Below are 13,765 nucleotides of genomic sequence, written 5' to 3' on the forward strand. Positions count from 1 at the left end.
GCCAGTAGCCGTAGCTTCCTACAATCCGTAATCCTGGCCGAACAGACCGTAGTCACCCCACTCCGTCCGTCCTACGTTGTGCCCCGTGCGCCGACCCCCAGCTCAGCCGAACCAGCCCAACCCGCCCAACCGCTCCAGCCGCCGCAACCCAGCCACTCCCCCTTTCAACGCCTCCGCCGCCCGCAGACTCCGGGCCGCCCTCAACATGGGGCCCGAGCATGTCGCCTACGGCATGCGGGCCTCGTACGGACTGCCCTATGTCACCGAGGACATGGTCATCGCCTGGGAGCGCGAGCTCACCTCCCCCAGCGGCAGCGAGCTGACCGCCCTCGCGGGCGTGTTGTGGTGCTCGCCCGGGGAGCTGCTCGGCAAGCCGCGGACGCTGCGCGAGCACCGCATCGCCCGTGGTCTGGCACCCGAGGACGTGGCCCGTACCGTCGGGCACGAGCTGCTCACGTATCGCCGTATGGAGGAGAACGACGACTGGCACGGCACCGACCGCCAGTGCGCCGCCCTCGCCGAGGTGCTCGGCCTGTCGCTGCCGGACTTCATCACCGTCACGGGCCGCGACACGAAACTCGCCGAGCTGCTGCGCAGCGCCGTGACGACGCGCTGGCAGGCGTATGTGCGCCCGGTCGGCAAGGTGGCACCCCTGGACCGGCGCATCCTGGAGGACACCCTCCAGGGGCTGCACCAGAGCTACCAGGGGCAGATGACCGCCACCCTCAGCTGGGGCGGCGGCAGCGGTGACTCCAGCGCGGCCGGCCGCGAGTTCCTTGACCGGATCGTGGAGCACTTCTGGGCGACGGTGCAGGGGAGCGGCCCCTGAGTCTGTGAGCCCACGCCTCCCGGCCCGCCGGAACCGGGAACCCGGCGTCCTAGAACACCGACTCCGCCTCGTCCATCCGGTCCTTCGGCACCGTCTTCAGCTCGGTGACGGCCTCGGCCAGCGGCACCATCACCACGTCGGTCCCCCGCAGCGCGGTCATCCTGCCGAACTCGCCCCGGTGCGCGGCCTCCACCGCGTGCCAGCCGAAGCGGGTGGCGAGGACACGGTCGTACGCCGTGGGTACGCCGCCGCGCTGGACGTGGCCGAGGATGACCGGCTTGGCCTCCTTGCCGAGGCGGCGCTCCAGCTCGAACGCCAGGGCCGTGCCGATGCCCTGGAAGCGCTCGTGGCCGAACTTGTCGATGTCGCCCTTGCCGTAGTCCATGGTGCCGTCGGCGGGGTGGGCGCCCTCGGCGACGCAGATCACCGCGAACTTCTTGCCGCGCGCGAAGCGCTCCTCGACCATCTTCACCAGGTCGGCGGGGTCGAACGGGCGCTCCGGGAGGCAGATGCCGTGCGCACCGGCCGCCATGCCGGACTCCAGCGCGATCCAGCCCGCGTGGCGGCCCATGACCTCCACGACCATCACGCGCTGGTGGGACTCCGCCGTCGTCTTCAGGCGGTCCATGGCCTCGGTGGCGACGCCGACCGCGGTGTCGAAGCCGAACGTGCGGTCCGTCGACGAGATGTCGTTGTCGATCGTCTTCGGGACGCCCACGACCGGCAGGCCCGCGTCCGACAGCATCCGCGCCGCCGTGAGGGTGCCCTCGCCGCCGATCGGGATCAGCGCGTCGATGCCGAAGTCCTCGACCATGTCGCCGGCCCGGTCGCAGGCCTCGCGCAGGCGGTCGCGCTCCAGCCGGGAGGAGCCGAGGATGGTGCCGCCGCGGGCCAGGATGCCGCTCACGCTCTCCAGGTCGAGGGCACGGTAGCGACGGTCCAGCAGGCCCGAGTACCCGTCCTCGAAGCCGATGACCTCGTCGCCGTAATTGTCGACCGCCCGGTGCACGACCGACCGGATCACGGCGTTCAGGCCGGGGCAGTCGCCGCCTGCGGTGAGAACTCCGATACGCATCGTGCTGTGTCTCCTGCTCGCTGTTGATACCGGTGAGCCAGTCCGATTGTTTCACGTCCCCGAAGGCGGTGTCGGCCCTCGATCCTGACGGGCGCCTTAACCACCGGCAAGGGTATTGTCAAGAGGGTTTCGCTCACCCCACTGGGCGATTTTGCGACCCCGACGACGGACGCCAGACGAAACGGAGAGCACGCGTGACGCGCAGCGTGTACGTGACCGGCATCGACCGCGGAGACGGCCGCCAGGTCGTCGAACTGGGGGTGATGGAGCTTCTGACCCGGCAGGTCGACCGGGTGGGGGTGTTCCGGCCGCTGGTCCACCACAGCCCCGACCGGCTGTTCGAGCTGCTGCGCGCCCGCTACCGCCTGTCCCAGGACCCGGCGACGGTCTACGGCATGGACTACCACGAGGCGTCCGCCCTCCAGGCCGAGCGCGGGACGGACGAGCTGGTGTCCACGCTCGTCGACCGGTTCCACGCCGTCGCCCGGAACTACGACGTCGTCCTCGTCCTCGGCACCGACTACGCCGACACCCAGCTCCCGGACGAGCTGTCCCTCAACGCCCGGCTCGCCAACGAGTTCGGCGCCTCCGTGATACCGGTCGTGGGCGGGCGGGGGCAGACCGCCGAGTCCGTGCTCGCCGAGACGCGCAACGCGTACCGGGCGTACGAGGGCCTCGGCTGCGATGTGCTCGCCATGGTCACCAACCGGGTCGCCCGGGAGGACCGGGACGAGATCGTCGAGCGGCTCGACTCGCGGCTGCCCGTGCCCTGTTACGTCGTCCCGGACGAGCCCGCCCTGTCCGCGCCGACCGTCGTGCAGATCGCCCAGTCCCTGGACGCCAAGGTCCTGCTCGGCGACGACTCGGGGCTCGCTCGCGACGCCCTCGGCTTCGTCTTCGGCGGCGCGATGCTGCCGAACTTCCTCAGCGCCCTGACCCCGGGCTGCCTGGTGGTCACCCCGGGCGACCGCGCCGACCTGGTCGTCGGTTCGCTGGCCGCGCACAGCGCCGGCACGCCTCCGATCGCCGGTGTGCTGCTCACCCTGAACGAGCGCCCCGGCGACGAGATCCTCACCCTGGCCGCCCGCCTCGCCCCGGGCACGCCGGTCCTGTCGGTGCCGGGCTACAGCTTCCCCACCGCCGAGCAACTCTTCTCCCTGGAGGGGAAGTTGAGCGCGGCCACCCCGCGCAAGGCGGAGACCGCGCTGGGCCTGTTCGAGCGGTACGTCGACACCGGCGACCTGCTGAAGCGGGTCTCGGCGCCGAACAGCGACCGGGTCACGCCGATGATGTTCGAGCACAAGCTGCTGGAGCGGGCCCGCTCGAACATGCGCCGCATCGTGCTGCCCGAGGGCAGTGAGCCGCGCGTGCTGCACGCCGCCGAGGTGCTGCTGCGGCGCAACGTCTGCGACCTCACGCTCCTGGGGCCGGTGGACCGGATCCGCAAGCAGGCCGCCGACCTCGGTATCGACCTGGGCGACACCCAGCTGATCGACCCGGCGACCAGCGAGCTGCGCGACGCCTTCGCCGAGCAGTACGCCCAGCTGAGGGCCCACAAGGGGGTCACGGTGGAGCTGGCGTACGACGTCGTCAGCGATGTGAACTACTTCGGGACCCTGATGGTGCAGGAGGGGCTGGCCGACGGCATGGTGTCGGGGTCCGTCCACTCCACGGCCGCGACGATCCGGCCCGCCTTCGAGATCATCAAGACGAAGCCGGACGCCGGCATCGTGTCGTCCGTCTTCTTCATGTGCCTCGCCGACAAGGTCCTGGTCTACGGCGACTGCGCCGTGAACCCCGACCCGAACGCCGAGCAGCTGGCCGACATCGCCATCCAGTCGGCGGCCACCGCCGAGCAGTTCGGCGTGGAGCCGCGGATCGCGATGCTGTCGTACTCGACGGGTACGTCGGGTTCGGGCGCCGATGTCGACAAGGTGCGCGAGGCGACGGAACTGGTGCGTGAGCGGCGGCCCGATCTGAAGATCGAGGGGCCGATCCAGTACGACGCCGCCGTGGAGCCGTCGGTCGCCCAGACCAAGTTGCCGGGTTCGGAAGTCGCCGGGCAGGCAACGGTTTTGATCTTCCCTGACCTCAATACAGGTAACAACACCTACAAGGCCGTGCAGCGTTCGGCCGGCGCGATCGCCGTCGGCCCGGTGCTGCAGGGTCTGCGCAAGCCCGTCAACGACCTGTCCCGGGGTGCCCTCGTCCAGGACATCGTCAACACGGTCGCCATCACGGCGATCCAGGCCCAGTCCCCCGCCCTGTCTCCCGCCCTGTCCCCGAGTGAGAAGGCCACCGCCCAGTGAGCTCGTCCCGCGTCCTCGTCCTCAACTCCGGCTCCTCGTCGGTGAAGTACCAGCTGCTGGACATGCGCGACAGCAGCCGGCTGGCCGTGGGCCTCGTCGAGCGCATCGGCGAGGAGTCCTCCCGGCTCAAGCACACGCCTCTCGCCGGCGGCGGCGCGAGTCGCGAGTGGACCGGGCCGATAGCCGACCACGGGGCCGCGCTGAAGGCCGTGTCGGCGGAGCTCGCCAAGGACGGGCTCGGGCTCGACTCGCCCGAGCTGGCCGCGATCGGCCACCGCGTGGTGCACGGCGGCAAGCACTTCACCGAGCCGACCGTCATCGACGACGCCGTCCTCGCCGAGATCGAGCGGCTGATCCCGGTGGCCCCGCTGCACAACCCGGCCAACCTCACCGGCATCCGTACGGCCATGGGGCTGCGCCCTGACCTGCCCCAGGTCGCCGTCTTCGACACCGCGTTCCACACCACGATGCCGGAGTCCGCCGCCCGCTACGCGATCGACGTGGAGACCGCCGACCGGCACCGGATACGCCGGTACGGCTTCCACGGCACCTCGCACGCGTACGTCTCCCGGGCCACCGCGAAGCTGCTGGGCAAGGCGCCCGAGGACGTGAACGTCATCGTGCTGCACCTCGGCAACGGCGCGTCCGCGTCGGCTGTGCGGGGCGGGAAGTGCGTGGACACCTCCATGGGGCTGACGCCTTTGGAGGGGCTCGTGATGGGTACGCGCTCCGGGGACATGGATCCGGCCGTCATCTTCCATTTGATGCGAGTTGGCGAAATGTCCACGGACGAGATCGACACTCTTCTCAACAAGAAGAGCGGCCTGATCGGACTGTGCGGTGACAACGACATGCGGGAGATCCGCCGCCGGATCGACGAGGGTGATCAGCGGGCCGCTCTCGCGTTCGACATCTACATTCACCGTCTGAAGAAGTACATCGGCGCTTATTACGCGGTGCTCGGCAAGGTGGACGCGATCGCCTTCACCGCCGGGGTCGGCGAGAACGCGGCGCCGGTGCGGGCGGCGGCCGTCGCGGGCCTGGAGGAGCTGGGCGTGGTGGTGGACGGCGAGCTGAACGCCGTACGGAGTGACGAGCCGCGGCTGATCTCGCCCGAGCACGCCCGCGTGGCCGTGGCCGTGGTCCCCACGGATGAAGAACTGGAAATCGCGACACAGACGTACGCACTGGTCGGACGCATCGAAAATGCGGCCCCCCGCGCGGGAACGCTTGAGTAACACGGCTGAGCAAAGCACAGCTCATTTGTATCTTCCACCAGACGGAATATTCCGCGGCGAAACAAACCGATAGGATCGTCCCATGCGCCGTTCGAAAATCGTTTGTACTCTCGGCCCCGCGGTCGACTCCCACGAACAGCTTGTCGCGCTGATCGAGGCCGGCATGAATGTGGCCCGCTTCAACTTCAGCCATGGCACGCACGAAGACCACCAGGGGCGCTACGAGCGCCTGAGGGCCGCCGCCGCGGAGACCGGGCGGGCCATCGGTGTGCTCGCCGACCTCCAGGGCCCGAAGATCCGTCTGGAGACCTTCGCCGAGGGCCCGGTCGAGCTGGAGCGCGGTGACGAGTTCGTCATCACGACCGAGGACGTCCCGGGCGACAAGGCCATCTGCGGGACCACGTACAAGGGCCTGCCCGGCGATGTCGCGCGCGGCGACCAGATCCTGATCAACGACGGCAACGTCGAGCTGAAGGTCCTGGACGTCGAGGGCTCGCGGGTCAGGACGATCGTCATCGAGGGCGGCGTCGTCTCCGACCACAAGGGCATCAACCTGCCGGGCGCGGCCGTGAACGTGCCGGCGCTGTCCGAGAAGGACATCGAGGACCTGCGGTTCGCGCTGCGCATGGGCTGCGACCTGGTCGCCCTGTCCTTCGTGCGGGACGCCAACGACGTGCAGGACGTGCACAAGGTCATGGACGAGGTCGGCCGCCGCGTCCCGGTCATCGCCAAGGTGGAGAAGCCGCAGGCGGTGGCGAACATGGAGGACGTCGTGATGGCGTTCGACGGCGTGATGGTCGCCCGTGGCGACCTGGCCGTCGAGTACCCGCTCGAAAAGGTCCCCATGGTGCAGAAGCGCCTCATCGAACTGTGCCGGCGCAACGCCAAGCCGGTGATCGTGGCGACCCAGATGATGGAGTCGATGATCACCAACTCCCGCCCGACCCGCGCCGAGGCCTCCGACGTGGCCAACGCGATCCTGGACGGCGCCGACGCGGTCATGCTGTCGGCGGAGTCCTCGGTCGGCGCCTACCCGATCGAGACCGTCAAGACGATGTCGAAGATCGTCACCGCCGCCGAGCAGGAGCTGCTCGCCAAGGGCCTGCAGCCGCTCGTGCCGGGCAAGAAGCCGCGCACGCAGGGTGGTTCGGTGGCCCGCGCGGCCTGCGAGATCGCCGACTTCCTCGGCGGCAAGGGCCTGGTCGCCTTCACCCAGTCCGGCGACACCGCCCGCCGCCTGAGCCGCTACCGCGCCGCCCAGCAGATCATCGCGTTCACCACGGACGAGGGCACCCGCAACCAGATGACGCTCAGCTGGGGCGTCGAGCCGCACGTGGTGCCGTTCGTCAACAGCACGGACGAGATGGTCGATCTGGTGGACCAGGAGATCGTCAAGCTCGGCCTGTTCAACGAGGGCGACATCGTGGTCATCACGGCCGGCTCGCCGCCCGGCGTTCCCGGGACGACGAACATGGTCCGGGTGCACCACCTCGGTGGCGGGGCGCGGGACTGACCGCCGGGCCGCCGCAAGGCTCTTGTACGCGCTGAGGGCGCCCCCTGCTGTACACGGCAGGGGGCGCCCTCGGTGCTTGCGGGGCCTGGGGCAGGCTGCCGGACAGCCGCTCCCACGCCTCGTACTCGCTCCACCTCGGGTGATCCCCGAGGAGCGGAGCCAAGGAACGCACGGGCGCCAGCAGCCTGGCCGTTCGCAGCGAGAGGATCTGCGGCCGCTCCAGCTCACGCCACCGCGGAGCGAGCACGGCGGCCTCCTCCGGGCTCATGGGCATGGTGTCTTCGACCTCGAAGTTGAACGGGGGCCGAACCGCGCTCTTCTCGACCGGCTCGACCCGGGCGCCCTTGCCGTCCACCCAGAAGGGTGCTCGAGGGTGGCCCGAACCGTCTCCTCGCCCATGTCCACGGACACCAGCGCGTCCGTGGTGCGCTGCATCACCCCGGCGACCGTGCGCAGCCGGCGTTCTCCCGTCTCCGGGTCCTGCGCCCAGGCCTGGTCGCCGGGGCCTTGATCGCTTCCCCGGTACTTCCCGCGCGCCGCGGCCATTCACGCTCACGGCGCGTGAGACCCGTGAAAGGGCTGTGGCCCGGCCCTCGCATGCGGAGGACCGGGCCACAGCCGGGTGTGCGGCTCCCGAACGGGCTTTGTGGGGCCCTCAGTCGGTGACGTACTGATGCAGCCCCGGAACGGTCAGCGTGCCGCCGAACTGACCGGCCTGCGTGACCTTCACGTTGGTGAAGTAGATCCACGGGATATTCAGCGGCGGCGGGTGCTCCGGGTCGAACGTGACCGGGATCAGACCGAGCAGGTTCCCGGAGATGCTCTCGGTGTACATCACCGTCTTGCCGTCGGTGATCGTGGACTTGGAGCCCTCGCGCGCCTGCACATGGTGCGTCTTACCGGACTGCTTGTCCTTGACGATCTGGTGCAGGTCGCCGATGTCGGTGCCGTCGGAAATGACGTACTTCAGCACCTTCTTGGTCTTCCCGCTGGCGGTCTTCACCTCGACGATGCCCTGGTAGTCCGCGCCCTTCAGGGTCAGCGAACTGGCCTCCAGGTACCACGGGTCGTCGGGCACGAGGATCTTGTTGTCGACCCCGCCCTCGTCCTCCGTGGCGGCCTCGCAGTCCTCGGGGAGCTTCGTGGCGCTCGCGGACGGGCTCGGGGAGGCGGTGGCCTCCTCGGCCGCTTCCTCGGCCGCCTCGGTGGCGTCCTCGGCCGCCTTGGACGCGGTGTCGGTCGCGTCCTTCGCGGTGTCCTCCACCGTGTCGGTGACCTTGTCGGTGGTCTCCTTGACGGGGTCGGACGTGTCCTCGGCGTCGCTGTCGGACGACGCCTCCTCGCTCGCGCCGGCCGACGCGGACGGCGTCGGACTCGGGCTCGCCGTGTCCTTGTCGCCGGTGAAGATCCCGCCGATCGCGTCGCCGATGTCCTCCAGCAGGTTGCCGCCGCTCTCGGACGCCGACGGCGACGGGGTGGCGGTGTCGCCCGACTGGGCCTCGCTCGACTTGCTCGCGGAGGGGCTGGGCGTGGGCTCTGCCGCGTCGTCGGAACCTGAATCCGACGACGAGGAATCGCCCGAAGAGCCGGAAGAATCCGAGGAGTTCTCGGAAGGCGACGCCGAAGGAGTCGGCTTCGCCTCGTTCTCGTCGCCGGAGTCGGCGGAGTCGGTGGACTTATCGGCGTCCGGCGTCGGCGACGCGGACGCACCGTCCGCGTCCTCGGCCAGAGCCGCCACGCACTCCTTGTACTCGTCGGCCGTCAAGCTGTTCGACGTCGACGGCGCCCCGTCGTCGGCCAGGGCCAGCGTCGGCGTGAACCCCATGCCCATCAGGACCGCCGTCGGCATCGCCGCCATGGCTATGGCCTTGCCGGCCGGCATCTGCAGCCTGGTGAACAGCGGCTTCTTGGGCGCCGCATGGCGCGGGCCCGTTCTTTCCCGTGCCGGGGCCGCAAAGCTCTTGTCGCGGGCCTCGTCAGCCGACACGGTCACCCCCGACACGGTCCTCTGCACGGAAGCCCTGCTGCCCGCCGCCATGGGTGGAGCCGCCGCCCGAGGTCCCGTACGGCGGGAACGACTGTCCGGCCTCGAAGCCGCCCTGGGCACCTGGCTGCGCGACGTCCTGGCCTGCGGGCCCGTCCTCGACGCCCTGCGGCTTGCTCTCCTCGGGCCGGTCCTTGCCCGGCATCCAGGAGATGGCGAGCGCGCCTCCGATCATGGCGAGCAGGAAGCCGATGATGAAGCCACCGATGTTGGAGACCACCAGGGACACCAGCGCGAGGATGATCGACGCTACGCCGGCGAACACCCGCGTAGCCTGCTGGAACCACATGGTCAGCCCCAGGGTGACCAGGAGCACGCCGATGATGAGGGAGCCGGCACCCGCGGTGGTCGCCATGGTGAGCGACATGGTGCCCAGCTTGAGGGTGGCGTACGGGAAGTAGGCGATCGGCACCCCGCCGAGCAGGGTGAACACGCCCGCCCAGAACGGCCGGCTGCCCCGCCAGTCACGGAATCGCAGACGCAACCGGGTGAACGTCCCGGCGCTCTGGACGGGAGTCTCGGCACTCATGGAAAACAGCTCCCTGGGTCCGGTGGAAGTACGTACCGGCTCGGCCGTAGGCGTGAAGAAGCCGGAAGTCTGAGTCTGTTGGAATGCCCGGCGCCCCGAAGGGCCGGGCCGACGGGGCGGAGAAGCGACTGCCCCTCCGCCCCCTGGGGCAGCTCAGCTACCCCAGAACGCCCCGGTGACGGAAGCCGTCAGTAGCACTCCATCTTGGGGTCCGTGCCGAGCTTCATCGACAGGCCGCTGAGCTTGAACGTGCCGGCCGTGGTTGCCCACGCCGTCTGCTTCACGCCGTAGAGGTCGGCCGACTCAGCCTGCTGGGCGAAGCCGCCCGGCAGCGTGGTCTTCGTGTCCTTCACCGCAGGACCACGGGTCTTGTCCTGAACGGCAACACCGATGTCGATGTTCGTGAACTTCGCATCGGCGTCGAGCTGGGCGACGTCGATGTAAAGCTTCTCGGCCGAGACAGGCGTGCCCTTGCCGCCCGCGTCAAGACGGAGGTAGAAGGTCTTCCCTATGAGGGGAATCTCCGTCTTGACCGACTGGCACATCTTGGTGATGGTCGCGTCGTCGAACGACGAGATCGCCACCGGAACCTGAGTCTTTTCCTTGCCATCGGTCTTGGTGTAGACGGTGTCGATACCGCCGTACTGGGCGAAGCCTTCACCGTGCAGGTGTTCGGCACTCACCTTGAACTGCTGACCGGAGACGCTGAACGACGCGGCCAGCGCACCCTGCGCAAGCCCGACACCCACCGCCGCGGCCGCGGCGACGCTGGGCACCATGACCACAGCGAACCGCTTCCATCTCGTCCCGCCACGCACCTGGGACTCCATATTTCCTCCTTCTCGGACGTACATCGCCTGGACCGACCCACCCCCAAAAAGGGGTCTCAGCCGGGCAGGGATGGGAGAAGTGCTACGTCCTCGGGAAGGAGAGCGCCCGTACTCGAAAGGCGCGAACCGCGCCCGAGTAACCGGCGATCACCCCCGAGCGACACCACTGGTCGCGCCTGACACGCATCACGCACAACCTTGCTGGACAGGCTTCGCCGGGTGGGCGAAGACCCCCCTGTCCAAGAGCCGGCTCCACTGCCGCCGGCTCTGCTCGGTGGGGACCCAGGAACTCCCGTGACCCGACCGGCTGTCGGGGTGCGGAAATGGACCGAGCGTGGCCGATCGTGGTGCATTCTCGCCGCCCGCACAAGGGGCTTCGTTACTCAGTAGTAACGGCCGGATAACCGAACAACGACCCGTTGGTCTCGGGCAGCGACTCAGGGTGGCGTCCAACGACCGGACAAATCCAGTAATCAACGGACAGAAAGTGACGGAACGAGGCCTGCGACTTACCCGAAGTAACTACGGCCGCGATTACCAAGATTTGGTAAAGCGCGGCCGCAGTGATGCGCTGTCGGCAAATCTTTCACTCGGGCAACACGTGCCGGTGCGTTTAGTGACTGGTCAGAACGGGGCCGGCGCCCCGCTCACGAACCCGGTCAGAACAGAGCACGCGCCAGTGCCCTGCGCGCCGCCGCCACCCGCGGATCATCGGCGCCCACGACCTCGAACAGCTCCAGTAGCCGAAGTCGTACGGTGTCCCGGTCGTCACCCACCGTGCGCTGCACCGTCTCGATGAGCCGTCCGAAGGCGTCCTCGACATGACCGCCGACCAGATCCAGGTCGGCGGCGGCGATCTGCGCAGCCGCGTCGGCGGGCTTGTCGGCGGCCTCCTTGCGCACCTGCTGCGGGTCCGCACCCTGCACCCGCTGGAGCAACTCGGCCTGGGCGAGCCCGAGTTTGGCCTCCGAGTTCGCCGGGTCCTCACTCAGTACGTTCTTGTACGCCTGCACGGCACCGCCCAAGTCGCCCGCGTCCAGGGCCTGTACGGCGGCTTCGAGCAGCGCGTCGTAGGGACCGGCCGGCACGGTGGGAGCGGCCGCCTGGCCGCCACCGGGCTCGGCGTCCGGGTCGACGGCGAGGCCGGTCAGACCGAACCGCTGCTCGGCTACGGTGACGAGCTGGTCGAGCGTCTCGCGGATCTGCGCCTCGCCCGCCGCCCCCTGGAAGAGCGGCAGCGCCTGCCCGGCGACGACGGCGAACACGGCGGGAATCCCCTGCACGCCGAACTGCTGCATCAGCATCTGGTTGGCGTCGACGTCGATCTTGGCGAGGAGGAACCGGCCGTTGTACTCGACGGCGAGCCGCTCCAGCACCGGGCTCAGCTGCTTGCAGGGCTGACACCACTCGGCCCAGAAGTCGATGACGACGGGCACCTCGGCGGACCGCTGGAGGACGTCCCGCTCGAACCCGGCCTCATCCACATCGATGACGAGGTCCCCGGGCGACACGGCCCCTCCCCCGCCCTGCCGGGCGGCCTCGGCACGCGCCTGCTCCGCCTTCGTCTTGGCCTCCTGGGCCGCCTTCACCGCGGCGAGGTCGACGACTCCGCTCATGGACATGTTCCGTGGCTGCATGCGTCTATCCTCCCCCGTTCGCCGCGTGCACGTGAAAAGCACGGTGAAACCCGGTCCGGCCTGGTGCTGTTCGACGCCGGGTCCCCACCCCACGCCGTGCGTGTCTGCCACTCGCGTATGACTCGCGTATCGCTCGCGTACGTCCATCGCGAGCTTTCGCTACGAGTCGTAGCGTAATGGCACCGAGTGCCTCCCCGACACCCTGCCCCGGTGATCTCCCTCACGACATCACAGAATCCGCCGATTTCACGGGGCTATGGTCGTGGGATGCAGAGCCGCACCCCCGCCGCCCGCCTCGGACGCCCACGCAGCACCGCCGCTGCCACGGCGATCCTGGCCGCGACGCGGGAGGCCCTGGTCGAGGTGGGCTGGTCCAGGCTCACCCTGGGAGACGTCGCAACGCGCGCCGGGGTTGCAAAGACGACCCTCTATCGCCGCTGGTCCGGCAAGAACGAGCTGGTGGTCGACGCGGTGGCGGAACTCTTCGACGAACTGGAGCTGCCCGACCGCGGTTCCCTCGCCGCCGACATCGAGGGCGTGGTGCTCCAGTTCGCGGCGATCCTGGCCCGGCCGGAGGCGAGGAGCGGGTTGATGGCGGTGGTGGCGGAGTCGACGCGGGACGACGCGCTGCGCGAACGCATCCGCACGTCGATCGTCGAGCGCCAGAAACGCCTGGTCGTCCAGGGCCGCTCCCGGGCCCAGAAACGCGGGGAGCTTCCTCCGGAGACGGATCCGGAAGAAGCGGCGCGCACCGTGGACCTGATCTTCGACATCGTCGCGGGCTCGGTGGTCCACCGCTGCCTGGTGAGCTCGGAGCCGGCCGACACCGCGTGGGTGCGCAGTCTGACCCGAGTGCTGCTGCTCGGCCTCGCGGGAGCGGTGGGCGAGACGGGCGGGTCCGCGTAGTCAAAACGTAATGGGGAAAGCCGTATTCCGCCGGTAAGATCCTTCCGCCAACGCTTTGTACCGTGAGAAACGTCAGGAATGAGCATGAGATTGCGAAGGGTCCTTGCAGTTGCCGCCGCGCTGCCGACTCTGCTGGTGATATCCGCGTGCAGCGGTGATTCTGACGGATCCGCCGACAAAAAGGCCTCGCCGACCGCGAAGAGCTCGCCGACGAGCGCGGCGGAGAAGGCCGAGGCGGAGGCGGAGCGTATCGGGGCGATGAACCCGAAGTCGCTGGAGAAGGCGACGCTTTCCGGAAAGAGCACGGGCTTCGAGTTCAAGCAGGTGTCCAAGGCGGATCTCGAGGCGGGCCGGGACATGAAGGCCGACAAGGCCGCGTGTCAGCCGATCGCCAGCCTCGCCGGGGGATATACCCACATCGAGGCGGTGAGCGTGGAACACCGCTCCCTGGAACCCACGAAGTCCTCCAACGCCACCATCGGCTCGATGTGGCTCGCCTCCCACTCGGAGAAGAACGCAGAGCGCGTCATGTCCGAACTGCGCACTGCTCTGAAGAAGTGCGACGGCTTCAAGACCCTCGGGCTCACCTACAAGGACGTCAAGCAGTTCAAGGACCCGTCCCTCGGGGACGACGCGGTGAGCTACCGCATCACGAACGTCATCGCCAAGCAGAGCGTGCCGATGACGTACACGGTGGCGCGCAAGGGCGGGGTGATCGCGGCGTTCTATGGGGTGAACATGCTGACGCCGGAGAAGAGCGCGATCCCGGAGACGACCATCAAGGCGCAGTTGCAGCAGCTGGGCTGACGACTACGCCACCGGATCCCACGGCGAAGGGCCGCTCCCCCCGCGGGG

11 protein-coding genes are annotated in these 13,765 nt (G+C 69.1%); 6 read left to right on the forward strand and 5 right to left on the reverse strand.

What is annotated here, in order from left to right; genetic code table 11:
* The first annotated feature begins 85 nt into the window (after window positions 1–85).
* Window positions 86–829 (forward strand): XRE family transcriptional regulator, encoded by a 744-nt coding sequence (locus ACIA8X_RS10700; protein WP_393462155.1) that lies wholly within the window; start codon window positions 86–88, stop codon window positions 827–829.
* A 49-nt stretch (window positions 830–878) separates the two neighbouring features.
* On the opposite strand, the gene ACIA8X_RS10705 is transcribed toward ACIA8X_RS10700, so the two are convergent.
* Entirely contained in the window at window positions 879–1,904 is a 1,026-nt protein-coding gene (locus ACIA8X_RS10705) for an ATP-dependent 6-phosphofructokinase (protein WP_393462157.1), read from the reverse strand.
* Between the two features lie 194 nt (window positions 1,905–2,098).
* Here ACIA8X_RS10705 and pta point away from each other — a divergent pair, with 194 nt between their 5' ends.
* From pta to pyk, 3 genes are all read left to right on the forward strand, one after another.
* A complete protein-coding gene (pta, locus tag ACIA8X_RS10710; RefSeq protein ID WP_393462159.1) occupies window positions 2,099–4,213 on the forward strand; it encodes a phosphate acetyltransferase in 2,115 nt (704 codons plus the stop codon).
* Window positions 4,210–5,451, forward strand: coding sequence for an acetate kinase (locus ACIA8X_RS10715; protein WP_393462161.1), 1,242 nt, complete (start codon window positions 4,210–4,212; stop codon window positions 5,449–5,451). Before pta ends, ACIA8X_RS10715 begins: the two co-directional genes overlap by 4 nt.
* Window positions 5,452–5,533: 82 nt before the next feature.
* On the forward strand, window positions 5,534–6,964 hold the full coding sequence (pyk, locus tag ACIA8X_RS10720) for a pyruvate kinase (RefSeq protein ID WP_399458206.1): 1,431 nt from the start codon (window positions 5,534–5,536) through the stop codon (window positions 6,962–6,964).
* Between the two features lie 655 nt (window positions 6,965–7,619).
* Here pyk and ACIA8X_RS10725 read toward each other — a convergent pair.
* From ACIA8X_RS10725 to ACIA8X_RS10740, 4 genes are all read right to left on the reverse strand, one after another.
* Window positions 7,620–8,951 (reverse strand): hypothetical protein, encoded by a 1,332-nt coding sequence (locus tag ACIA8X_RS10725; protein ID WP_393462209.1) that lies wholly within the window; start codon window positions 8,949–8,951, stop codon window positions 7,620–7,622.
* On the reverse strand, window positions 8,941–9,537 hold the full coding sequence (locus ACIA8X_RS10730) for a DUF6114 domain-containing protein (protein WP_393462167.1): 597 nt from the start codon (window positions 9,535–9,537) through the stop codon (window positions 8,941–8,943). The genes ACIA8X_RS10725 and ACIA8X_RS10730 overlap by 11 nt, the downstream gene beginning before the upstream one ends.
* 188 nt (window positions 9,538–9,725) lie before the next feature.
* Window positions 9,726–10,367: a DUF6230 family protein gene (locus ACIA8X_RS10735; RefSeq protein ID WP_393462169.1), complete on the reverse strand. Its 642-nt coding sequence runs from the start codon at window positions 10,365–10,367 to the stop codon at window positions 9,726–9,728.
* 659 nt (window positions 10,368–11,026) lie between these two features.
* Window positions 11,027–12,004, reverse strand: coding sequence for a tetratricopeptide repeat protein (locus tag ACIA8X_RS10740; RefSeq protein WP_393462171.1), 978 nt, complete (start codon window positions 12,002–12,004; stop codon window positions 11,027–11,029).
* A 267-nt stretch (window positions 12,005–12,271) separates the two neighbouring features.
* Between ACIA8X_RS10740 and ACIA8X_RS10745 the strand changes: the two genes are divergently transcribed.
* Window positions 12,272–12,910 (forward strand): TetR/AcrR family transcriptional regulator, encoded by a 639-nt coding sequence (locus tag ACIA8X_RS10745; RefSeq protein ID WP_393462173.1) that lies wholly within the window; start codon window positions 12,272–12,274, stop codon window positions 12,908–12,910.
* Window positions 12,911–12,994: 84 nt separating this feature from the next.
* Window positions 12,995–13,717 carry a hypothetical protein gene (locus ACIA8X_RS10750; protein WP_393462175.1) on the forward strand — a complete coding sequence of 241 codons (723 nt, stop codon included), beginning with the start codon at window positions 12,995–12,997 and terminating at the stop codon, window positions 13,715–13,717.
* Window positions 13,718–13,765: the final 48 nt, after the last annotated feature.

It is taken from the genome of Streptomyces sp. NPDC051738 (assembly GCF_044453205.1).
In the GTDB taxonomy this organism is placed as follows: domain Bacteria; phylum Actinomycetota; class Actinomycetes; order Streptomycetales; family Streptomycetaceae; genus Streptomyces.